Origin of the sequence: Pseudomonas sp. TH34, from assembly GCF_016650865.1 — a bacterium.
Lineage (GTDB): Bacteria > Pseudomonadota > Gammaproteobacteria > Pseudomonadales > Pseudomonadaceae > Aquipseudomonas > Aquipseudomonas yamanorum.
In genome coordinates this window covers 1-23,617 of the sequence record NZ_JAEKFB010000016.1, presented here as the reverse complement: position 1 = coordinate 23,617, position 23,617 = coordinate 1, and the positions used below count along the sequence as shown (strand labels likewise).

General features: G+C 53.9%; 16 protein-coding genes and 1 pseudogene. 3 read left to right on the top strand and 14 right to left on the bottom strand.

Annotated features, from left to right (window positions below; all coding sequences use genetic code 11):
* The 3 genes from JFU58_RS10180 to JFU58_RS10170 all read right to left on the bottom strand — a co-directional run.
* Positions 1–2,285: fimbria/pilus outer membrane usher protein (locus JFU58_RS10180; protein ID WP_201140518.1), on the bottom strand; the 2,285-nt coding region annotated here is incomplete at its 3' end.
* A 210-nt stretch (positions 2,286–2,495) separates the two neighbouring features.
* On the bottom strand, positions 2,496–3,248 hold the full coding sequence (locus JFU58_RS10175) for a fimbrial biogenesis chaperone (RefSeq protein ID WP_201140516.1): 753 nt from the start codon (positions 3,246–3,248) through the stop codon (positions 2,496–2,498).
* A gap of 27 nt (positions 3,249–3,275) precedes the next feature.
* Positions 3,276–3,842: a fimbrial protein gene (locus tag JFU58_RS10170; RefSeq protein ID WP_201140514.1), complete on the bottom strand. Its 567-nt coding sequence runs from the start codon at positions 3,840–3,842 to the stop codon at positions 3,276–3,278.
* A 425-nt stretch (positions 3,843–4,267) separates the two neighbouring features.
* Here JFU58_RS10170 and JFU58_RS10165 point away from each other — a divergent pair, with 425 nt between their 5' ends.
* The gene (locus JFU58_RS10165) at positions 4,268–4,891 is read left to right on the top strand and encodes a response regulator transcription factor (RefSeq protein WP_201140512.1); all 624 of its coding nucleotides are present in this window, start codon (positions 4,268–4,270) and stop codon (positions 4,889–4,891) included.
* Between the two features lie 139 nt (positions 4,892–5,030).
* Here the strand turns inward: JFU58_RS10165 and JFU58_RS10160 are convergent, their stop codons facing one another.
* Positions 5,031–8,282: a hybrid sensor histidine kinase/response regulator gene (locus JFU58_RS10160; RefSeq protein ID WP_201140510.1), complete on the bottom strand. Its 3,252-nt coding sequence runs from the start codon at positions 8,280–8,282 to the stop codon at positions 5,031–5,033.
* 372 nt (positions 8,283–8,654) lie between these two features.
* Here JFU58_RS10160 and JFU58_RS10155 point away from each other — a divergent pair, with 372 nt between their 5' ends.
* Together JFU58_RS10155 and JFU58_RS10150 are read left to right on the top strand one after the other, a co-directional pair.
* Positions 8,655–9,866 (top strand): EAL domain-containing response regulator, encoded by a 1,212-nt coding sequence (locus tag JFU58_RS10155; RefSeq protein ID WP_201140508.1) that lies wholly within the window; start codon positions 8,655–8,657, stop codon positions 9,864–9,866.
* Between the two features lie 441 nt (positions 9,867–10,307).
* On the top strand, positions 10,308–13,769 hold the full coding sequence (locus tag JFU58_RS10150; RefSeq protein WP_201140506.1) for a transporter substrate-binding domain-containing protein: 3,462 nt from the start codon (positions 10,308–10,310) through the stop codon (positions 13,767–13,769).
* 14 nt (positions 13,770–13,783) lie between these two features.
* On the opposite strand, the gene JFU58_RS10145 is transcribed toward JFU58_RS10150, so the two are convergent.
* From JFU58_RS10145 to JFU58_RS10100, 10 genes and pseudogenes are all read right to left on the bottom strand, one after another.
* Positions 13,784–14,182, bottom strand: coding sequence for a hypothetical protein (locus tag JFU58_RS10145; RefSeq protein ID WP_201140505.1), 399 nt, complete (start codon positions 14,180–14,182; stop codon positions 13,784–13,786).
* Between the two features lie 235 nt (positions 14,183–14,417).
* Positions 14,418–15,581: pseudogene (locus tag JFU58_RS10140) on the bottom strand (IS3 family transposase).
* Positions 15,582–15,710: 129 nt separating this feature from the next.
* Entirely contained in the window at positions 15,711–16,355 is a 645-nt protein-coding gene (locus JFU58_RS10135) for a hypothetical protein (RefSeq protein ID WP_201140504.1), read from the bottom strand.
* Positions 16,356–16,396: 41 nt separating this feature from the next.
* Positions 16,397–16,942 (bottom strand): hypothetical protein, encoded by a 546-nt coding sequence (locus tag JFU58_RS10130; RefSeq protein ID WP_201140503.1) that lies wholly within the window; start codon positions 16,940–16,942, stop codon positions 16,397–16,399.
* A 14-nt stretch (positions 16,943–16,956) separates the two neighbouring features.
* Entirely contained in the window at positions 16,957–17,970 is a 1,014-nt protein-coding gene (locus JFU58_RS10125) for a hypothetical protein (protein WP_201140502.1), read from the bottom strand.
* Between the two features lie 207 nt (positions 17,971–18,177).
* Positions 18,178–18,645: a hypothetical protein gene (locus tag JFU58_RS10120; protein WP_201140501.1), complete on the bottom strand. Its 468-nt coding sequence runs from the start codon at positions 18,643–18,645 to the stop codon at positions 18,178–18,180.
* Positions 18,645–19,310 (bottom strand): hypothetical protein, encoded by a 666-nt coding sequence (locus JFU58_RS10115; RefSeq protein ID WP_201140500.1) that lies wholly within the window; start codon positions 19,308–19,310, stop codon positions 18,645–18,647. The genes JFU58_RS10120 and JFU58_RS10115 overlap by 1 nt, the downstream gene beginning before the upstream one ends.
* A 25-nt stretch (positions 19,311–19,335) precedes the next feature.
* The gene (locus JFU58_RS10110) at positions 19,336–21,597 is read right to left on the bottom strand and encodes a TcfC E-set like domain-containing protein (protein WP_201140498.1); all 2,262 of its coding nucleotides are present in this window, start codon (positions 21,595–21,597) and stop codon (positions 19,336–19,338) included.
* Positions 21,598–21,670: 73 nt separating this feature from the next.
* Positions 21,671–22,210: a CS1 type fimbrial major subunit gene (locus JFU58_RS10105; protein ID WP_201140497.1), complete on the bottom strand. Its 540-nt coding sequence runs from the start codon at positions 22,208–22,210 to the stop codon at positions 21,671–21,673.
* A gap of 806 nt (positions 22,211–23,016) precedes the next feature.
* On the bottom strand, positions 23,017–23,617 hold a 601-nt coding region (locus JFU58_RS10100), incomplete at its 5' end, for a response regulator transcription factor (protein WP_201140496.1).

Genomic DNA, 23,617 nt, shown 5'->3' with positions numbered 1-23,617 from the left:
AGATCACCATTGGTTAGCCGACTGTCGATCAGAAACGGCCTGGATTTCAGCGTTGGATAAGCCAGCATCACCACAGCCCCTGCACGCGGGGCAACGCTTCGGGTGCTGAACTGAAGTTCGATATCTTCAGGCATCCCTGCTGGATCAATGTCGATGTTATTGAGTTGATAAGGCGTAAGACTCGGCACGACTGCGTAGCCATTACCGTCCACATCAGTTCCGCCATATCCCACATGCGCACCCTTTGCCCTCGGCACATGCACCAGGCCGATGGTCTCGCCCAAAGGCTGAGATAGCGTCACGCCCCCCTCGTGCAATAGCACGCCGCCCGATGCACCGACCGAACCCTGACGATAGTCCGGTCCTTGCGAAAGACTGGCGCCCAGGGAAACCTGAGGAAGCCGGTAATTAAGGCTGCCATTGCTGGTAGCCCCGGGGGTCTGCTCGTCACGGGACAATGAGAGCGAATAAGCGGCATTGCCCCTCTCATCCAGAGTGCCGGACACTCCGCTGGAAACCCTGGTCCCGGATAAATCGTCATGACTGACAAACCCGCTCAGAATTGGCGCGCCGCGTGTCTCGCGCCCCAGCGGGATAGAAACACTTAACGTCAGAGAGGTATTGGTGTTTCCGGCACTTCCATATAGCCCCCTCCCCGAAAAACCCTGGGTACGCTGCGCCATGATCGAATAACTGTTACCGTGCCACTGGTTGGTGTAACCCAAGGAGTAGGTTAGTGTCTTGCCGGGTTGATTCCAGTAGCCTATCGACGCGCCATTCAGATAGACGTGCCCCCCCTCCCCGCCAAGATGCTGGCTGATGTTCGCGTCCAGGCGACTGCGCAAGCGCGCCAAAGAATCGGCGTTTGATGGGTCTCTTTGCATCAGGTCATGCAGCACGACAGCATCGTGTAAACCCAGATACCCATCGGTGGAATACCGATAGGCCAGCAGAGAAAAGTGGGTACCTGTATTGGGCAGGTTCTTGCTGTACGAGAGCCTTGCGCTTGAACCTTCAAGGTGCGTTCCATCACCCAGATCGGTTCGTGCCAATGTAAGGTCCGCGGCAAAACCACCAATTTCCGTATTGAGAGCAGTACCGAACAGGCCGGACATATAGCTGTCGGTCAGCGCGAATCCACCGTAACCGGTGAAACGGTTATCCAGGCCGCGCTGTAAGGTGCCCTGCGCCACAACTTGTTTGCTTGCACCCAGGCCCAGCTCGGTGACTTGACCAACCGTCGCGCTATAACGTGTGGAGCCGGGGCGCAACAGCTGAACGGTGGTAGCAAACGGTACGGTGAAAGACCTGGTCTGCCCGTTGGCCTCCGTCACCGTAACCTGCAAGTCGCCACCAAAGCTTGCCGCTTGCAGATCGCCGATTTCAAAGGTGCCCGGGGCCACGGTTGTTTCATAGACCAGATAGCCACGCTGATACACGGAAACCTTGGCGTTGGAACTCGCTGTCCCCCTCACAACGGGCGCGTAATAGCGCTGCGTATCGGGCAACATGCGGTCATCGCTGAATAGCTGAATACCGCGAAAGGAAACTGCGTCGAAAAGCTCCCCGCTCGTGGCATTTTCGCCCAGCAGCAATTGAGAGTTCCACGCAGTCACATCGGTCTGGGCATAAGAATAACCGCGCTGGTACTGGCTGCCCGATGATGATGACCAGTTGGCAGTGCCATTATGGCGCAAGCGCCAAGTCCCCAGGTTGAGCCCCATATTGAGCCCGGCATAGCCGCTGGTGTAGCTCGTTCCCGCGTTCTTCGAGCTGAACAGGTTGGTGTTGTAGTTGAGCAGACCCGCAGTGACACCACTGTCCCAGGCATCGGGATCGATGTAGGTCCTGGATGACGAAAACTGCAGGTAATACTGAGCAACGACGATATAAAGCTTCTGCTGCGCCGCATCGAACTTTACCGAGGCACTGGGCACATACCGGTCCAGAGGAGCACACACCTTCCCCTCCGGGACCGCAGGCTTTTCCTGGCCAGCCCCCTGGCCTTTGGCACTGTGCACCAAGTCGATACCGGCACGTATCAGCAGCGCGCGGTCATAGCAAAACTGGGCACTGTCCTCCCCGACGACAGTCTTGAACTCAATATCCTCGGTCCCACGCCACTGACCGTTGACCAGCAGATCGACGCGGTACTTCCCGGGAAGGACGATATCCGCTCGCTCGAACCGAGTGATGTCGATCGGCGTACTGCCTTCGCCCCGGTTGAGCATCTGTGCGTCGAAGGTCACCTGTTTTGCAGGTTCTGCATCCACCGCTTCGCTCATGGCCGTCGGCACAAACTCGCCCCGAGCGCTCACTGACAGCACCACCAGGGAGGTCAATCCAACCAGGTGACGCGTCCACGGCGCAGACTTACGCGGGCACGATCGTACAACACGAGCGGGAAGACCCGATCGATACAGGAGTGAAATCAACATAGCAACACCAAGGGTCTCTGCGGCTTGAGCACCAAGCGAAGGAGTGAACGGGGGCAGTTATTCCGCCAGAGGTTTTTGCAGCATGCGCCGACCGCCGTAGTCGTTGATCACCTCGTAGCGAACCGACGCGTGCATAAACTCCGCGGCTGTTGCCCGGGGCAAAATGAAAAGCTCCGAACTGAACGGAGCAACAGTTCGAGGTCCTACAGTCATGAGCTTCTCTTTGAAAGACAGTTTCACGTCCCCAAGCGAGACGTAATAGGCCGACGGATTGCTGACTAGAAGCGTCAGTTTTGCAGGGCTACCGGTGGCGGTATCGGTCCTCACCTTCCAGGTGAGTTGTTGCGCTGCAGAGTCGACATTGCTCGGCAAGTGCGACGGGCGAAAAAACAGTTTGATCCGGGTCCTGAAAGCGAACTGCAACACGTTTTCAGCAGAGGCCTGACGGGGAGGCACCTCCATGACGTTTAGCCAGAATAGTGACTCGCGGTCTGTAGGAAGAGCCTCTTGCGTATAGCTGATCCTGAGTACCGCACCTTGACCGGACTCAACACGCCCCACTGCAGGCGCGACCACGAACGGCACCTTCATCTGCTCAGGAGGTACATCGACGCGCCCATCATCCACCCAGCTTTGAACCAAGACAGGCGCATCACTTTCGTTCTTGATTTGCACAGTCTCTTCCCGAACACTAGCGGCAAACACCACCCGAGTACCCTGGAGCACAATGGCAGCCCGGGCGGCACTGAATTCGCCCAGAAACACGACGCCGATGGCGAGAGAGAAAAACACACGCGCTATCGGCGTCATGGGGCTAGCTCCTAGTATCCGACCGTTTTATTGGTACGACAGCGTGTAACGAACGTACGAAATACCCGAACCTGCGGTTATCCCGGCCAGTGGCGCTGTGGAAACATAAGACGCCTTATACGACAGCGTCGCCGTGTTACCCGCGACGACGGCCTGCTGCGGGGACGTTTCGGCCTGGCCGAGGACAATTTTGTTGCTGTCTTTCGTGTCGTTGTAGATCTGGATCTGTACGCCTTGGGCCGGGGCACTCCCGATCAATTTCAAGTTACCTGTCACCGGGTCAATGTTGCCGACTTGCTCGAAATCGATGGCAACTTTGGCTTTATCCGTGCAGTTCGCGCCCGATAACTGCAACTTGAACGGTACGAAATCGGATGCCGTGCCAACGGTGGCGAACTTGCTAGGAGGAAAGTGTCCCAAGTCAACATTAGTGATGTTACCTTCGCCAGGAGCCTTACCGTTTATGTCGCACGTCACATCGGTAATGCTCCCGGAAAAGTTGATAACACCATCAGTGGCAAATGACAGTGATGGTGTAGCAGCGACTATTGCCAGGCTTGAAGCAGCCAAAGTCTTGAGAAAAACCCGTTTCATATGACTTCCTTTTTCATGTGTGCTGAGCGATGCAAACTTTGCCTTACTTGCCCTAAAGCAAGCGCAAAGTCCGTCTTGCGCAAGTTAAAATGGTAAATACTGCTCCCCTCCTTGTGCGCTAGATATAACGCCAGCAGAAGAGAGGCCAGAACAATACCTTTTAACTTAAGTAAAACTCTTTAAGACGGAACCTTCAGCCATATCAGATAAGTCCGAAATCCGCCCTTCACAAAAAAACCATCCCGCCTCGCCCAAAAAAAACATCGGCTGTAAACTCCTTGATCCTTCCAAAGCGACCAAAACCATTAAGAGCAATCCGAGCAAAAACAAGAAAAGTCTGATTCTTATAAGCAGCAATGAAACTCGGGAAAATCATGGCAAATTCACAGGGGAATTTGTTCAATTAACTAAAGGGAATTTTTCACATGGGAACTATAGTCGTAGTGGACGACCATCCATTGATTCGACTCGCTGTCCGAATCCTCTTGGAAAACCATGGGCACAGGGTATTAGCCGAAGCGAGCAATGGTGTCGATGCGATTCAACTTGTGCGCATGCATGAGCCCGATGTAGTCGTGCTTGACCTGGACATTCCCAAACTGGATGGGCTCTCGGTGATGGCCCATTTCAAGTCCAACAGGTTCGCAGGTAAAGTACTGGTATTGACTGCCAGTTCCCCTACAGACTTTTCACTACGCTGCCTGAAGCTGGGCGCCGCAGGATTTATTTCCAAGGAGGAAGAAATGAACAAGATCGCCGATGGGGTGGACGCACTGTTGTCCGGACTTAGCTACTTTCCAAGCGGAGCAGTAACTTCACCACAGATTTACAGCAGTCACAATACACCTATCATGTACTCGCCCCTTACCAATCGCGAAATCACTATCCTCCGGCTTTTGGTCAAGGGCAAAAAAAATCTAGATATTGCTGCGACGCTATTTATCAGTCATAAAACCGTCAGTACGTATAAGTCAAGATTGCTGAGGAAGTTTAATGTAACGACGCTCTTGGAGTTGGTTCAGGCCGTTAGAAAACAAAATAACATCTAGAGTGGAACAAAAAACAGCTGCGTGCCTATCGGGGCTGCCAAGCTGAGCTTTTAGCAGCGGCGCCCCGCTGGCAACCACACAAAGACTAAATGTATGACTTCCACACTTTGTGCAGCACGCGACAAGGCACACTCGGTACTCAGACTGCTCGAAGATGCATGAGAAACGTTTCTATTCCCAGAAGCAAATTATTCAATTGCGCTGTGACAATCCTCGGCTCCTTTGTCGACAGAGAGGCCTCCACCTCTCGACAATCCGCTATGAGGCGGGTGGCCTTGGCAACGGCCAACGCCCCTCGAACCCGATGCAGCAAACGCTTCACCTCAACGAAGTTATCGCGACTCATAGCCGCCTTGATTGCCTCAAGGTCTTCATCCATGGTCTGAAGAAAAAGCTCCAGGACGTGCCCGGATATCGGTATAGGGTTTTCTGCAACCACGTCCACACTAGCCTGACGCTCCAGCCGCAGAGCATGAACCTCGCCCTCAAACCTTTTTAAACAATCGTGCAATGTCTTCAAAACAATCGGCTTTGTTAGCCAGGCGCTCATGCCCGCCGCAATACAACGCTCTCCTTCCTCTGGAAACGCATTCGCCGTTACCGCGATGATCGGCAGCGTACTGTTTCCCTGCCTGAGTGCTCGCGTCAGTTCATAACCATCCATCAGCGGCATGCTCACATCTGTCAGTAACACATCAAACTGCTTGTGATTCAGGCATCGAAGCGCCTCTTCGCCATTGCCGACAAGCGTCACGGTACAACCCAATTGCTCTAACTGTTCGGCGAGTAATAACTGATTGACCGGATGATCCTCCGCCAACAACACCTTAAAGCCGAGGTGCCCTCCTACAAGCTCAACTCGGTCAAGGCTGGCAACAGATTGCGTGCCGCTCCCTGACGCCGCCATCACCGAGTGAGCCATGCCGGCACGACTATGTAGGTTCACTCGCCAGGTTTGCGCACCGCCCTGCGGCTGGACACTTGCATCATGTTCGGCGACCACCCGAGCACCCTGCCAATCGATCACGGGCAGGAACTCAGGCAACAATTCTACAAGTACAGCTGAACCCTCAGCAGGCACTTCGTCGTGCTCATCCAGATTGATTACCTTCTTGACGGTTTTTTCCAACCACCGACAGCAATCAGAGGTGAGTTCAGGAACGGGCGATCGGACGTAAACAGTGACATCCTCGCCCCGGACACCTTGTGGAGCTTGTACCTCGGACTCAACCTCCTGAAGCGTCAGTTCAAAGCTGAAACTGCTGCCCAATGCTGGTGCGCTGACAAGGTCCAAAGTGCCCTGCATCATTTGGCACAGCTGCCAGCAGATAGACAGCCCCAATCCTGTACCACTCGTAGCATGTTGCTGGTTATCGGCCTGAAAGAATGGTTGAAACAGTCTAAGTTGCTGGTCCTTGGAAATCCCCACCCCGGTATCCACCACCTGCCACTGCAAGTGCACATTTCCGCTCTCGCGCCCCAGTACTCTCAAGTACAGGGTCACCCTGCCCGTCTTGGTGAACTTGATCGCGTTATTCAGCAGGTTATTAATTATCTGGCGAACACGCATACAGTCCCCCAAGACCATGCCGGGAATATCCGCATCGACACAGCTGTAAAGCAGCAAGCCTTTATCGTCCGCGATCGCCGAATAGTTGCGCAGCGCTTCTTCGACAATATCCAGCGGAGCAAAACAGTCAAGCTCCAGCGTCATTTCACCGGATTCGATTTTCGATATATCGAGGATGTCACTGATCAGTTGCAGAAGGATATTTGAAGAACCCTTGATGGTCCGCAGGTAGCCGTGCTGTTGCAGGCTGAGCCTTGTCAGGCTCAGCAACTCCAAGGTGCCAACCACACCGTACAAAGGCGTCCTGATTTCATGACTCATGGTTGCCAGAAAGCGACTTTTCTCCGTATTGGCTGCATTCGCCATATTTCGCGAAACCAGCAGAGCGGATTCAGCTTCCTTATGCGCGGAGATATCGATAAAAGCACATAAAAGTACGCTTTCATCTTGGTAACTAGCAGGGGCAAAACGCGCGTGCAGATAGAGGTCACCGATAATCGCGCACGCTTCCCCGACGACGGGCTTACCGTTTTCGAACATATGCCAGTCATGAGTAAGCTCGCTGATGTAACTGGTATCTCCAAGCCATTGCAAAGCTAGATCATTTTGCATGACCAATTCCCGGCCTTTTTCCCGAATCACACAAAGTGCTATGGGCACGGCCTGGATGATCGTCCGACTCAGCGCGTTACTGTCTACCAGCGAGCCGTAAAACTTATCGGTCGGCGTGACCACGCGGCGTCGATACCACCTGAATAGCAGGTTTCCCGCTAGGACACAAAACAGAAGTAGAATAAAAACGTTCAGCAATTGCCACTTGGCGTCCTGGAAAATTTGCTTGTAGCTGATGTGGTAAAGAACGTTCCAGCTATTTTCCATACCACTGCTACGCTTAATCAATAAGCCGCTCAACGTGAAGTAATAACCATCTGGGTAGTTATCTGAGGAACTTGCCGAACCGGCAAGAACAGCTCCATTTGGAGCAATAACGTCCAGGGACTCAAAGACCGGAGTTTTAAGCACAGGACCGTAGTCATTGATGCTGTTCAATTCGAGAAGGGTTGTCACAACGACATTGCGGGGTTTAGCAGGGTCCCCCCAATACTCATCAGAAAAACTATCGGATATATAAGCGAGGATTTCCTGATGGTTGCCGCTCAAAAAGTAGCCGCCGGAGACCCAAGAAACCTTCATCCCCTTTAAACCTGATGGACTCTCGTGAACCACCTGCTCGATTTTTGCGGCGACTGTTAGCAGTCCAGTACTTCCCGGACTTCCAGAGCGGGAAGAGAGTTCAATGGCGGGGATAGCCATTCCAACGTCACTGTTCAGATCAAGCACGAACATTTGCGGAGCAGGATAGGGAGAATCGATCCAGAACCCTTCATGAAAACTGGCGAGCGTGTTTCCCAAGGAAATTTTACGTTGCCGGGCTTCACGATCAACAGGTTCATTACCTTGATTCGGCGTTACAAAGGTGAACATTGAAGATGGTGTACTTCCCTGCACTTCATAAATATCTAGCTTATTCTGCCTTATCATTCTAATTGTCTGATACGGATCCACCGGTTTCGACTGATGGTTTTTTGATGAGGTCAACCTGACCGTTTGCAAAAGGAACAATTCATGTTCATTGATGCTGCCCATCAATCGAAGAAAATGATAATTAACCTTGATTCTTTGTGTTTGCAGCACCTCGTAAACAGCCCAATAACTCGCCCCCAGAAAAAATAGGGCAAACAGGAACGAAACCAACAGTATAAAATTCAAACGCAACGAATTTTTGGTCAGTGTGCGTATTTTTTCCCGGGTAAACTTCATGGGTGGCAACGACCAACCAGAATGCCACTTCGGTTTGCGGGCACTATATCTGCCTGGCGTGGCCCAGCGTCTGCAAGAATCATTTTGTGTAGTCGCCCTGTCCGTAATGTTCCATTATTCAGTGGTGTCACCTCGACCTGAAAGTCGCCGTGACATGCAATGCTGTTGGCGTTGTTCCTGTAAACCACCTGCCCGCTCCGGCAAACGGATGCCTCAGAGTTTAGGGCCTCGCGCGATGGGTAGCCATGCGCCCAAAGGAATTATCTTCGTGTTCGAAGCGATTTCTCTTACGCCGCAGATGGAAACCGCTGATCGACTGAGAGGGCATATTCTTTCAAGGTATGTCCATTCCCTACTCCCGGTTCATCTGCCATGCGACACCTCAATTATCTTGTGCTCGAAGCTCAGCCTTTCCATAGACGAAATACTGTTGGCAGCTTGCAGCAGGTGGTGACAGGGCAAGTCCATCAAGCGGCTAGTGGCGAGGAAGCCCTTGAGCTTCTTCATTGCTGCGGAGGGGTAGATATCGCAATCTGCAACTTGCACACCACCGGCACAGCGGGCCTGACTTTCCTGCGGACGGTCGGCGAAGCCAGACTGGTCCGGGCAGTGCTGTTATGCGGCCCGCTGGAAGCCTCGCTAAGGAAGGCGACTGTCGCCATGATCCGTAGCCTCGGGATGTATTTTCTCGGTGGCCAGGAGGCAATGCCCGATATCGCCCAGATGCAGGTGCTTGTGGATGAACTTCGCGCAGTCCCTGAGTCCCCGGCGCCGCAGTTACCCGCGGAGCAGCCCTCACTCGCCGAAATCCTGCTGGGTTTCAACGACGATCAGTTCGTCCCCTACTACCAGCCTAAAATGACGCTGCACAGTGGCGAGCAGCAAGGCGCGGAAGTACTGGCACGCTGGAACCATCCCCAATTAGGTGTATTGGCTCCTGGATATTTTCTACCGGCGATAGAAGAACACCATCTGATGGATAAGCTCTTCGTACGGATGCTGGAAAAGGGACTGGCCCTGCAACAGGCGCTTTCTGGAGATATGCCGGAGCCCGAACTGGCTTTTAATGTGCAGGCCGCACAGCTGGCATCCAAAACATTCGCCGAGCAGGTTGAAACGACTCTGCGTCAGTACCAGGTATCCGCGAACAAGCTGATGTTCGAGATCACCGAAACCGACCTCGTCGGTTCGACCGCCAATCATCTGGAGAATCTGATACACCTGCGACTGATGGGATGTGGCCTGGCAATGGACGACTTCGGCACAGGCTATTCATCCCTCAAGCGGCTGCTTGACTTCCCATTCAGCCAACTCAAGCTGGATGGCTCCTTCGTGCGCGACCTCGAATCCCGGCCAGGCAGCCGCGCAGTAATAGAGGGCGCAGTGCGATTGGCGGAGTCGCTAGCCATATCACTGGTAGTCGAAGGTGTTGAAACAGCAGAACAACAAAAACAGTTGATCAAGCTGGGCTGCTCTGTCGGCCAGGGATTCGGCCTGGCCCGCCCCATGTCAGGAGAGCACTTCCTCCAGTATTGCCTGGAGGCTAGCCATACAGAGGAAAACCTCCTTATCTCAGCCGGCTAGGCCATGCCACTGATTGCTCTTTTCCCTGTATATGCAGCAAAACCACTACAAACACATCGCCTTCATTTCAAGTCGAACAGACCTTGGATCGTCGGCGCCTGGATTGTTCGAAAACACGCCGATACCTGAGCCAGTTTTGCCTGAGGATTAATAGGCGCATTCGCTCTTTCCACTCCGTAGTTAACAAATCAATAACTGCAAGCCCTCTCCAGGATGGTAACGGGCGGTCGATTCCATTCAGGTAACTTCATGCTCAAGTTCAGCTTTTTCATATCACCATTGTTTATTGTGGGGATGGCATTCCCTATGCTGATGAGTACTTGTGTTCTGGGTGCCAGCACGCCGCCTGCAAATCTGCATTTATTGAGTCAGCTGTCCTCGGAACATCGGGATATAAAATTATCCGAACAGGATTGGGCCTGGCTCAGGAACAAGCGCAAGTTGATCCTGGGTGTCTCGCGGCCGAGCTTCCCGCCGCTGGATATCGTTTATGACGATGATGACTACGAGGGCATCAGTGCCGACGTAATCGCCTTGCTCAGCCAGCAGTTGGGCATCGAAGTCAGCGTGGTTAATCTTCCGGATCGTGCCCAGGCACTCGACGCACTGCAGTCCGGGCAAGTAGACATGCTGAGCAGTGCCAACAGCTTTGAACTCATGACGCGCCCCGTGGTGCTAAGCCATCCCTATGTGGATGACTCGCCAGCCCTGTTCCGTCGCCTGGGTGAGAATCGCTCGCTGCCAGATGACCTCCACGGCATGACAATCGCCATGGCCGCTGAGTACCGCCCCGAAGAGGAGGTACGGAAACAATTTCCGGGAGCCCGGCTTGCGCTTTTCAAATCGCAGACTGAGGCTATGGCCGCAGTAGCCTTCGAACATGCCGATATCTATCTGGGCGATTCACTGTCTGCCTACTACATGATCAACCAGAGTTTTTTCAACTATGTAAAGTTTGATCGGACGTTGGGGAGGAACTCCGATGGGTTCAGCTTTGCCTTGAAACACGACAATGTGCCTCTGCTGCAAATCCTCAACAAAAGCATCGATGACTTGGGCAGATTAAAGCTTACCTACATCATCAAGCGCTGGGCAGGAGGCGGTTATGTCCTCCCTGGGGACAAAGTCGTCCTGAGCGCACAGGAGCAACGCTGGATAGCCCGACACCCAGTGGTGCGCATGGTGATCAACGACGACCTGGCCCCTGCTGCGTTTTTTGACGCCAACGGCAACTTCAACGGCATTACCGCCGATCTGCTCAACATAATCACCCTACGCACTGGGTTGCAGTTTCAGGTCGCGCGCACCGGAAGCTTCAACAATCTTCAACAGGCCCTGAGAACAGGCGAGGCCGACCTGACCATGTTGATCCCCACTGCGGAACGGGAAACCTTCCTGCGTTTTACCCATTCCTTTGCCACGAGCTCGTTTGCCGTGGTCACCGCCAATTCCGGCGCCAAGTTCGACGGGCTGCAGAGCCTGGACGGTAAACGCTTGGCGATCGCCAATGGCCAGGCAGTCATTCCCCTGCTCCGTGAAAAGTACCCGCAGATCGAGCTCATTACCCCGGCTACCACCCTTGACTCACTGAGCATGGTCGCCAACGGCAGTGCGGATGCCGCCATGATGTCCCTGTCCATTGCGCGCTACTACACCATCCGTCTTTACGACAACCGCTTGCAAATCGCCGGCATCACCAGCGGTAATTCGGCCACCACTAACTTCGCCATGCGCCGCAGCGATACCGAGTTGCAGTCGATCCTGAATAAAGTGATTCTGAGCATTCCTCCCGACGAGATGAACTCGATTACCAACCGCTGGCGCCCCAACTCCGCGATGAGTGGGCAGACGTGGCGCGATTATCGCCAGGTCATCGCCGAGATCGTCGCAGTCGCCTTACTGATCGTTGCGAGCATCCTGGTCAAGGTATTCTTGCTGCGCCGCGAAGTGCGTAAACGCCAAGCTGTCGAGCAAGTGCTGAGTGACCAGTTGCAGTTTCTGCAAACCCTCAGCGACGCCATGCCCCGACCTATCTATGTGCGTGATCGAGAGGGGCGCATGCTATCGTGCGCCCGCAGCTACGAACACGCCCTGAACCTTTCCCTGAAAGATGTTCTGGGAAAAACTGCGCTGGAAATGCCCGGCCAATATTTCGAAGCCGCCCCCGAGTTCCATCGGGACTACCTGAACGCCATGGAGCGCGGAGAACCCCTCCAGCGACGCTGCGAGATCATCCTGGGGAACAAGAAAATCTGGATCGATCACTGGATCCAGCCGTTTCGCGACTCAGGCGGGACGATCAGAGGCGTGATCTGCGGCTGGCTCGACATTACCGAGCAGTATGCGCTGATCGAAGAGTTGAGAACCGCCAAGAACAGTGCCGACGACGCCAGCCGCGCTAAGACCCAGTTCCTGGCGACTATGAGCCATGAGATACGCACCCCGATGAACGCCATGATTGGCACCCTGGAACTGGCCCTGAAACGTGCGGACCGCGGCCTGGTTGATCGGCCCAGCATCGAAATCGCCCATGCCTCGGCGAAAAACTTGCTGGAGCTGATCGCGGACATTCTGGACATCGTACGCATCGAGTCCGGGCGCTTGAGCCTATCTCCCCGGCGCAGCAACCTGCGCCATCTGGTGGAGTCGGTGGTACGGGTCTTCGACGGGCTGGCCCGGCAAAAGGGGCTGGAACTGATCCTCGACCTCGACCCGAGCATCAACAGCGACGTTCTGATCGATCCGATGCGCTTCAAACAGGTGCTGTCGAATCTGCTTGGCAATGCGATCAAGTTCACTAACACTGGCTTCGTCAAGGTCCATATCAGCGGCGAACATATCGACGCCTGCACCCTGGCGCTCGAGATGCAGGTGGAAGACAGCGGCATCGGGATCTCGGAAGACGATCAGCTGAAATTATTTCAGCCTTTTGCCCAAGTCAACCAGGACCCCATGAATGGACGGGGCGGCACAGGCCTCGGGCTGGTGATCTGCCGCTCACTCTGCGAAATGATGGGCGGCGCCCTGTATCTGAGCAGTACGCCAGGTACCGGTACGCGAATCGATATCGACCTGACGCTGACCCGGCTGGAACCGGCACCGCTGATTAATCCTCGACACGAGCGGCAACACCAGGCGCATCGTCATGGCGATATGCGTATTTTGGTGGCCGACGATCATGGTATGAGCCGTCAGTTGCTCCTCCAGCAGTTGGACTTTCTCGGCTATGAGGCCCTGGGGGCCGAAGACGGTGCCGTCGCCCTGAAACTGTGGCGCAGCATGCACTTTGATATCGTCATCACCGACTGTCATATGCCAGTGATGACAGGGAGCGAACTGACCCAAGCCATTCGCCAGGAAGAAAAGCAAAAGGGCGTCGCTCCCTGCATGATCCTGGGGTTGACCGCCGATGCACAACCGGAGGACATCGATGGCTACATCGCACTCGGCATGAGTGACTGTCTCCTCAAGCCGGTCGACCTCGATGTGCTGGAACAACGCATGTTGTCATTCGAGACCCGGCGCTCGCTCAAACCAGAGCCAGGCGCAGTCGATCCGGACCGATCCAGCGAGCGCTACCGCGTCGGCATCAATGCCCTGACGCAACTGGCCGGAGGCAATGCCGCCATGGTGCAGAGCCTAATCCGCGAGCTGCTGGAAAGCATCCGCCAGGACCTGCAGAAACTGCGCCTTCACGCGCAACTGCAAGACACCTCGGCCCTGGGCGAACTGGCCCACCGAATTAGGGGGGCAGCTCGCGTACTCAAGGATGAGCAGTTGATCGTTTACTGTCGGGAACTGGAAGACGCATGCTCCGGCCTGCTGCCAGACCTGGAAGGAAAAGTCGCATGCGTCGAACAGGTCATGCTTGAACTGGAGCGCGTCTTCAGTCAACCGGCCTGAGCCGATGATTAAAGTCAGGCAACCCGTTTGTCCAGCATACCCAACAACGTCCCGCTGTCCATCGGCGGGCTGGCGATATCGAGCAACGCGATGCCATTCTCCCGGGCCCAGGCCAACAGTTGGTGGCGTGGTTCGGCTTCGGTATGGGCCAGCACCATGATGTGCCAGGCGATCCTGCGCTTATCCAGAATCGATAAACTGTCCTTGAGACTGCCCAGATCCCCCAGATGGTCGTACAACAACACGTCGTAACGATATGCCGAGCGCGGGGTATCGATGAGTTTTGCCCAGATCGAGCAGGGCGTAACGTTATAGATGCCAATGGCATTCATCGATGCCCAGTATTTGAGCAGCATGCCGGGGGATGGGCTGTACAGGAGGCACTTGGGACTGTCAGTACTGTTGATGAACATGATGCGATACCGGGTAAGAGAAAGCCCGATACTAGCGCTACACCAAATAGTTGCCTGCCAGTAGAAACCTGAAAACCATGAAGACCTTCCTTAAATACCCAAAGAAAAGTCTGATAGCAAGCCGGTTCGCCTTCAGATCACGGGGTCAAGCCGGTGGTTCAACTATCAGAGTGCAGACTGTGCCGATCGTCTATCGGCACAGCAGAGGGTGAAGGATTTTGAGAAACTGTAGTGGTCAACTCATCCCGGACACGGTTTTGAGTTTTTCTTCCGTTTTCGCTGGGGCCAATCCATCGTTAAATTGATGAGGTCGGATCCAGTTGTAGTGATGCATCAGGTACTGGCTAATGTCTCTCTGAGCCTGGTGGCCGGTCATGTAGCCAGTGGTTGGTATCCACTCTGTTTTCAAGCTGCGAAAAACCCGCTCCATCGGCGCATTATCCCAGCAGTTTCCTCGGCGGCTCATACTCTGACGCATGTGATAACGCCACAGCCGCTGGCGAAAGTGGCGGCTGCCATATTGCGATCCCTGGTCTGAGTGAAATAGCAGACCTTGCGGCTTGCCACGCTGCTCGTAAGCAACGTCCAACGCTTTGATCACCAAGTCTGCATCCGGCTTTTCTGATAACGCACAGCCCCACCACTCGGCGAGCGTAAAGATCCATGACAACCGCGAGGTAGTGCCATTTCCCCTGTGCCCAGATGTAGGTGATGTCGCCGCACCAGACCTGGTTGGGCGCTTCGACATCAAATTCTCGGTTCAATATATTTGGGATATCCGGCCGCTCTACTTTCGCCTTTTTATAGGCGTGTGATCCTGGCTGCTTGCTGACCAACTCCAGCTCACGCATCAGCCTGCGTACCTTAAATCGTCCAATTTGCTCACCTTCTTCTTGCATCATCAACGTGATGCTTCGACTGCCGGGAGCACTTCGGCCCTGGGTGAACAACTCGCTCACTCGGCTACGCAGCCTGAGCCGCTGAACATCTGGTGTTCGCCGCCTTAGACGATGCGCGTAGTACCCCGAACGAGCGACCTCAAACGCCTCGCACAAGCAGTCAACAGGCTCATGGACGCTTAGCTGATTGATCAGCGCGTACGCTCGAGATCTTCCGACATCAAGAGCGCGGTAGCCTTTTTTAATATTGATTTCTCACGCTCGAGGCGAGCAATCCGAGCTTCCAACTCTTGGATTTTTTGCTGCTCTGGTGTCAGGTCCTTGCTCTGGGGCGTGACGCCGGTGCGCTCTTGCTGAAGCTGGTCGACCCAGCGGCGCAGCGCCGACTCACCAACACTCAGCGAACGACTGGCTTCGATGAAGCTGTAGTTTTGCTTGATCACGAGGTCGGCAGCCTCGCGTTTGAATTCAGCGGAAAAGGTACGGCGTTGTTTGGTCATCTGACACCTCGATCTGGCGAGTATTCTCGCCTAAAAGGGTGTCCGGTTTCATTAGACCACTACAAACGCAGATATTGGCGAGCCAGGACTTGCCCCTTCAAATCCTGGCAAGTGAAAACAAAAGCTCGGTTAGCAGGAAGGCTGGCCAGGGATTGAAATAGACTTCCCGCTCAACAACTTTGGCTCACCTGGGTAAACATTGAAAGGGTCTACGTTCGATCCATCTACCTTAACCCCCTCTACGAGGTAACGCACATTCCCGCTGGCGGTCAGGAGAGCTCCCGAACCTTTGCATGTGACGGACAATTGGACTTTTTCGACGTCCGGAAGCTGGCGGACCAGCCCGCTGAAACTGAGGCTGACGACCACGTTGCCCGACGTCGCCCGGTGTTCGGTCTCATTCAGGCTGATGACGGGTTTGACGTCCAGACGGTAAACCTGCTCCCGATCGACCGCCGCGAGTGGCTTCAAGGTAATGGTCTTGCTTTGCCCGGGAGCCAATGTAATGCGAAAAGGAAAAGCATAGAGCACCGGCTTGCTCATCAGCGCAATAGGTTCCAGCCGTTCGCTGCTCACCTGCGCCCCGGGATTGAGCAGACGTGACAGGGTGATGGATACATACTCCGGACGGTCACCATTATTGATGACCTGGACAGTAGTCGCTTTGTCCCGTACGACGATTTCCTTGGGGAAAATGTCGATCAGCGCAAAAGCCGGTGCGGGGATAGCCAGGAAAGGCAATACAAGCAAAGCAGAAAAAACGGACAAGCGCATGTTCACTTCTCCTTGAAGGGTAGTAGTTGCATGGGCATCGCTCAGGGCTCTATCACCACCGGTTCGAAGGTTAGCGACAGAACCCCGCTATAGGTGCCCGTATTATCCTTGAAGCTGCCTTCAGGAGGATAAGCTGATATCGCCAACTCATAGTAACCAATAGAGTCGTCCCCTTCCGAGGGCGATGCCGGATTACGAAACTCAGTGCCTTGGCCGACCGCGAGGAGTTTCAGATTCTCGCCTTCCGTTCCGAGCCGCACGCTCGGCGTGTGGAACACCAGTGCGGGGTTGGCCTGGTTGCGTATCTGCAAGGGCTCGTCCAGACGCACCTGAAACAGACCACTGCTCGAAACCACTCGCAGCCGAGCGCCTACCTCGTAAGGGGTATCCCAACCACCGAGCTGCTGCATTTCCAGCCCTTGTTCGAACCACCCCCCGTTATCGTCGGTCACAAACAGATTGTTGGGGCGGCTGACATGCGCTGTCACCTTGCTGCTGGTCTTGCCTTTAAGTATCACCGCAGCCGACGCCAACGTTGGTAACAATCCTAGTGCCAGGAATAGGTACACGAAGGTTTGTCTTTTCATATCGCTATAGCCTCCTAGGACTTCGTGGTGAGAGTGAAGGTCAGCACGTCGCTGTAGTCGCCTTCTTTCACAGTCTTTCCAACTTCGGTTCTGAATGTGGGCACAAAACAGGTGCGGTTACCGCCATCAAGGGGAATCGCTGTGCTGTTATTCGGGAGCTGCAGACGCGTGTTGCCACTGTCCAGCGTCAGGCTGTAGGGCACCGTCTGGGAAGTATCTGACAGATGTCGGAGCTGGTAGCGGTTGTTCAACACACCATTGGCGTTGCTGGCGCTGATGATGAACTTCTCGTTTAGAACATCCCCCGCGTTGTAGCTGAAACAAAGCTGTTGGTCAGTACGGTTGAGCGTCGTGTCGGACTCACCTTGCTGCAGATCACCCACATCCCAGTCTGGTGCGGATACGGTGATGTTTATATCGAGCGGCGGTGGTTTTCCCGGATCGGTAATTACTATGCAATTTCCACCATTATCTCTGTCCCTAGTTATATAAGCTGCGCCCTTGATCTCTCCAACATCATCGCCCATTGTATAGTTACCAGCCCGAATGGAAAGCGCAGGCCAAGCAGCTATTGAACTATTAGAAACAGTGAGCTTGACTGAAACAGCAACTGGGGCGCTAATACTCCAAGGAAGGGTAGTAGATGGCGTGACGAAATACATATAATAACCTGAACCTACCATGATGTTACTGCTCGCCACTCCATCCATGGTGACAAATTTCACCGGTGTTGAATTTGCCGCCGATCCATTTTTATCGTAGCTATAAAGCAAGATTCCTCGAGTCTTGAATGTAGTCCCGCCCGTATGCCCTGTCGCCGTTTTATAATCGATAACAGTCGATAGTGTACTGGTCCCATTGCCATTATCCTGAAAATAACAGCTCGAATAAGAATTACTTATATCGTCAAGCTTTAATGCATACGCATGTGCCTCACACGAAATCAATGCTACAAAAACTGACAAAGGTACATAACTAACTAATTTAATAATCATCTTGGACTCAAGGTAAATACTTTTCAAGCGCATGGATTCAAGTCTCCGCACTTAGAGTGTGCGCTAAATATTTCGGTATTAAATTATTTGTTTTTTCTCGAGGCTCTCTACAACCATTTTACATATCGAGAAATATAATCATAAAATACAGTCATTACTTTTATTTTTAATTATGGCGTTCCAGCCATATACAAAAGCAAATGAGGTCGCCACTGGGATATTTAGGGGGCCATACGCTCATCACTTTCCATCACTGCTTAACTGATAGATCACTGCGCCATAGCCGACACTGACGACAAGAGGGGGCGGCGCACCTCCGCCCGCATTGATGACCAACCGTTCCTTGGGGCGGAAAGTCACCCGCCATATCTGGGTTCGCGAGGGAAGCTCAAGCTCCTTGATCACCATGCGGTGTTTCTGTCCAGGCGCCAGGACCAATCGACCGGGCGTGACCAGCAGTTCTGGTCGTTCCACCTCCTGGATCGGTACCAGATGCTCGGGAGTCTGCCCGGGGTTGAGCAGGAGCTTCTGTTCCACCTCCAGGTACAGCTGAGTATCCCCGGTGTTTTCGACGTACAGTTCGGGCGCAGGTTTACCGGGCTCCAGCTTCAGCTCGGTACGCGAGAGCTTCAGTACTCCCGCCGCCATGCCCTGCATGGCGAATAGGGCCAGCAACAGCCCCAACAAACAGCCTGTCGTGCGCTTCATCACGTGCAATCCAGCGTCCGGACCTGGTTGTCCCGAAGGCTCAGCGTCTTGCCGGGGAAGTGCTGAGAAGTCCCAGGGAACAAAGCAACGGTCTCTGCACGCTTGCCTACCTCCGACAACACATAGCGCACATTGCCGGTGTTGACCAAGGTTATTCCACTCGTGTCGCAGCTATGGCTCCACCCGCTGCGCTGCTTGTCCGGAGGCGGCATATGCCGAATCAATACACCGTAGCCAATAGCCACCGACATCGGTGCGCTGATCTTGTCCTTGGGCGCATCGTCTACCTTCAACGACCTGACCGGCACGATATACAGACGGTACAGCTCTTCATCCACCGGTTCGAACAGCGACTTGAGGCCGACCTTGCGGCTCTGGCCCGGGCCCAACGTCAGTCTTTCCGGGCTGGCGAGCACGCCGGGGTGCTCAAGCTGACCCAGATCCACCTTCGTTTCCGGTACCAGGCCCGGATTCATGACCTTTTGCAGGGATATGGAGAGATACAGCGGCGCATCTCCCATGTTTTTCACGGTGACGGTCTGCTCATGGGCGTTGAAGACCCGCGTGGTAGCGGGCATCACCATCAGTTGGCCCTCGGCCTGCACCGGCCCTGAGGCCAGAAGCACCAGGCCGATCAGCATGAACAGGGAGGTTCGCAATTTCATGGTTCATTCCTCTTCGGATGATCAATTACAGGCAGTGGTAATAGTTGCCGGTTGCGTTTCTCAGGTCGCAGCTGTAGCGGCGCCCCATTTGATCGACGGTGATTTGCGCTAGCACCGACTTGCTGAATATCGAAAACAGGCCATTGGGATGGGCAATGTCGCCCGTTTCCAGAATCGTCCCACCAATCGGACGGCCGCTGGCGTCCACCAGGAAGCCGCTGTAAATCATGTTGATATCGACCTTGGCCTGCGCTGCATACACCTGGCCCGGGTGGGCACGGACGATATTCGCCGGCACCTCGATGTTCATATCCATGTCTTCACCACTGCTCAGCACCCTTGCAAAGGTAACGTCGCTGTAGCTATTGAGCGGGATCGCGTATGTGCCGTTACCTGCAACTGGACTGCCCTCGACGCTGAAGCCGTATCGGGTACCCGGAACATCTGGCGTCTTGAGCAACATGGCACTGCCACTATTACTGTAACGACCCAGTGCGATCCCATCGGCGCTGGCAGCCAACATGCCGCGGTAGTTCATGTCCAAGTTGTTGGCGGTGTCGCTATGCCCCAGATTGAGGGACGCGTCTCCTCGCGTACCGGAGCGGCTGCCATAAAGGTTGACGTTGTTGCGCCTATCGATGCGGCTGACTGTCACGCCGGTGGTCGAGGTACCAAAACTGTCCTGGAAATCCTTGCGGTAGTCGCCGCTCAATTGGGTTTGCCCACGGTTTTGCGACGCGCTGAAACTGGCCTGAACGTTATCCAGCATCCAGGTCATGTTGAAATACACGCCGTAGCTGCCCTTGGCCTGCGAGTAGCCATCTTTCTGAACACCAACCGAGAACGTCGACCACAGCCCGTTTGGGCGATAGTTCCAGCGCACTTCGGCCTGTTGCGATTCACCTCGATTGTACTTCTGGTAGTTGTAGGCCAAGGTGGTTCCTCCCACGTTCCGGCTATAGGAGAGGCTGCTACTTGGAGCCCCCCAATAGAAGCGCGACACACTGTTGTTCTGATAGCGGCTCACCATGAGGCTGCCCAGTGTGTCGTTGGTCATCGATAGATTGAGATAACCGCCAGTGGTGCGCTCACCGCTCAATACACCCAACGTCGGGTTGATATCAACGTTGCCGATCTTGCTCGGACGCGTGACGTTCACTTCACTCGCCCAACTGCCCTGACCACCGCTTACGGCGGATGCGTTCAAATAGAACTGACGCATATTGCGACTCATCGAGCCCTGAACCAACTGCCCTCCTCCGTTCATTTCATTACCTGCGGTCACACTCCATGTGTTGCCGCTGCCGGTGGCGCTGAAGTTAACGTTGTTGATCTGACGGTTTTCCTGGGTCACCAGGTTACCGTTGCGGTCAACCAAACGGACTTCGACCGGGTAATAGCCGCCGGGCAGGTCAACGAAACTGATCTCGTTACGCCCCAGCGCCGCTGGGCGCTTGAGGATCAGGCGACCGTTGCGGTAGAACTCATAGTTACCTTCGGACGTGGAATACAGAATCAGAGAACCCGCATTGCGGTCAGCATTCAAATAGGCCTGGCTGCCAAAGGTCAAAAATTGGTCGAAGCTCGGTGAAAGCAGGGTGCTGACCGAGCCTGAGGCATAGTCGATACTGTTCTGCTTGCCGGCCCGTAAATAGGTACTCGAAAAATTCTTCTGAAGGTAGTAGGACGAAACTCCCTGACTACGACTTCTGTAATTACGCGTCTGGGTTTGGTTAGCAAACCAGTTCATATAGCCGAAGCTACGCGAAGGCATACCCAACCAGGTATTACCCGCCAGGTTCAGAGCTCGATAGCCTTCTGAAGAAGCACGCAGATCCAATGCCTGGTTATTGACCAACCCCCATGTAGTAGTGGGTGCCAGATAGTCATTGCGCGAATCGCGAATAACGAGCGAACGGCGCAACTTGTCAATCGTGACGTAGTACTCTCCCGCTTTTAAATCACATCCATTGTGACAGAGCTTATAGTCCACCTGAGACAACACATTACGGATAACTTCTATATCCTGCAGGGATACTCCATTCTCTTCATACCCAACCGAGTCAAATACTAGCTTACCGTCTATAGGAGAGTAGGTTGTGAACCCAGGTAGCGTCCTCCCATTGAAGGTAGCCATATATTTTGCACCGTTATCCATCTCAGCCGCACTAAAGCCTTCCGGCACACCGTAAGATACTTTAACCTGGGCTCCTGCTTGGAATGAAACAGCCAGAAGCGTACTCAGCCAAAGCTTATTTAGTCGAAACGGGTAGCGATAGGCAAACATGCTATTTTTTCTTTAAGATAGAGACCTTCTGAAAAGGACCCCGAACTGGTCGAGGCCCTACCACATGGAGTAATTACGGCTTAGGATCGGCAGCAGCGACAGGCTCGAACAGCATTACCAGATCACCACTGTAGCTACCGTTGGTGCTCAGAGTGCCAACCTTAGCTGGAGCATCGACGGTAATCTTCACGTCATGAATTTCGTCATAGCCATCAGCGGTACTTAGGACCTGAGTGATCTTCTGAGCAGTACCGAAAGTGATTTCTTTTTCACCCTGGGCGCTGCCCAACACTACCTTGGCATTTGCCATCTGATAGCTGCCATTGGACAGTTTCAGCGGCTGAGCCAGCGACGTGTTGAACTCGGCGTTCTTGGTCCAGATGCGAACAGGCAGAGTCTTGGTGAATTGTTTCTGCGTGTAGTCATTGGCATCCAGCTCTTCAGTGCTGTACCAAGTCGAACCATCCGGCTTGGAAATGAAGATGGCATCGTTGATCTGAGCAGTCAGGGTAACTTTCTTGGAAACAGTATTAGCAGGCAGTGGAGCAGCAGATGCCACACCGACCATTACACCACTCATCCCCAGAGCCAGAAGCAGTTGGCTGATTTTCATTTATCGAACTCTATATGTCTGTTTATTGATGCCCCAATATGGAGCTGGTTTAAAGTGAGCTCTCTACGAACCACTGAGATAATTAAAAGACAAATTGGGCATTCGAAAAAGCAGCCATTTCACTCAGACACCTAAGACAAATCCTACAAGATGCCGGTATAAATCCTACACACCGAATCAATTCCATTGAATATATAAAACTTTGAAAAAAACCCTCTACATGTTGTAGAACAATCCAACCAAATCACCAATACTCCAGCCATCGAAGAGCACTGCTTTAAATAATGGAAGACGGCTATTTTTTGAGTTCTGACTGCACATGCCCCCCGGCAAAGTCATATAACGAACTCTTTAATGCAGCCCTTTAGATTACTCCCGAGGTTGGTGGCAGGCATTCCGACGGACTTGAGCGGACCTGAAAGTTATCAGTGGCACGATCAGGGCCTGGGGCGCCGGAGTCGACGCTGTAAGGGGGGCAAGGAAGAGGATTGAGCGGCAAAGAAGATGACCAGCCAGAGAGATGAGTTTACAAAACTTGACGGCAAGCGATTAAGCGCAGCCTGGCCAAAAACGCAACTAGCGGCTGCCTGCATCACTTGTTGTTCGCTGATGCAGAACCGATGAAACCAGGTATCGCCCCCTTCGCTCAGACAGGCATCCCATACAGGTTCCGGCATGAGACTTCACGCCCAGCTCCGCGCTCGCTGCGGCAAGGCTAGTCTTGGGCGCATGGTCGTGGGAATCACGTTCGAATTGCGCACCTCATGATTGCCCCACAACAGGCATCCCGGGGGCCCCAACAGCTTTCAAGCGATGCCGTTACGCTTGGCCATCTCCACCAAGGCTACGAGATTCGATGCATTGAGCTTTCTCTGCAGACGAACCTTGTAGGTACTGACCGTTTTATGACTGATTACCAAGCTTTCTGCGATTTCCTGATTACCCAAGCCTTGGGACAGCAGCTTGAGCACAGTAATTTCTCGGTCGGAAAGCTGTGCAATAAGCGTGCTTTCCTGATTGGCGGCCTGGACGTTCTCTCGCAACATTAGAATAGTGCTCTCGGGGAAATAGGAGTATCCCGACAGTACTGCCTTCGTAGCGCCCACCAATTCCTCGAGATTGTCGTCCTTGCAAATGAAGCCAGCCGCCCCGGCCTGCAGGCAGCGCATCGCGAAATTCCGCGAATCGCCCGAGGTCAGGATCAAGATCTTCACAGCTAGGCCTATGGACTTGAGGTGGGAAATCACCGCAAAACCATCCAGCCTGGGAATGCTCAGGTCGAGAATGATCAGGTCAGGCAACAGCTTGCGTGCGATCTCCAGGCCATCCACGCCGTTATCGGCCTCGGCCAGAATGGTATGGCCTTCCTTTTCCAGCATCACCTTCACCGCCAGTCGTATTAGCGGA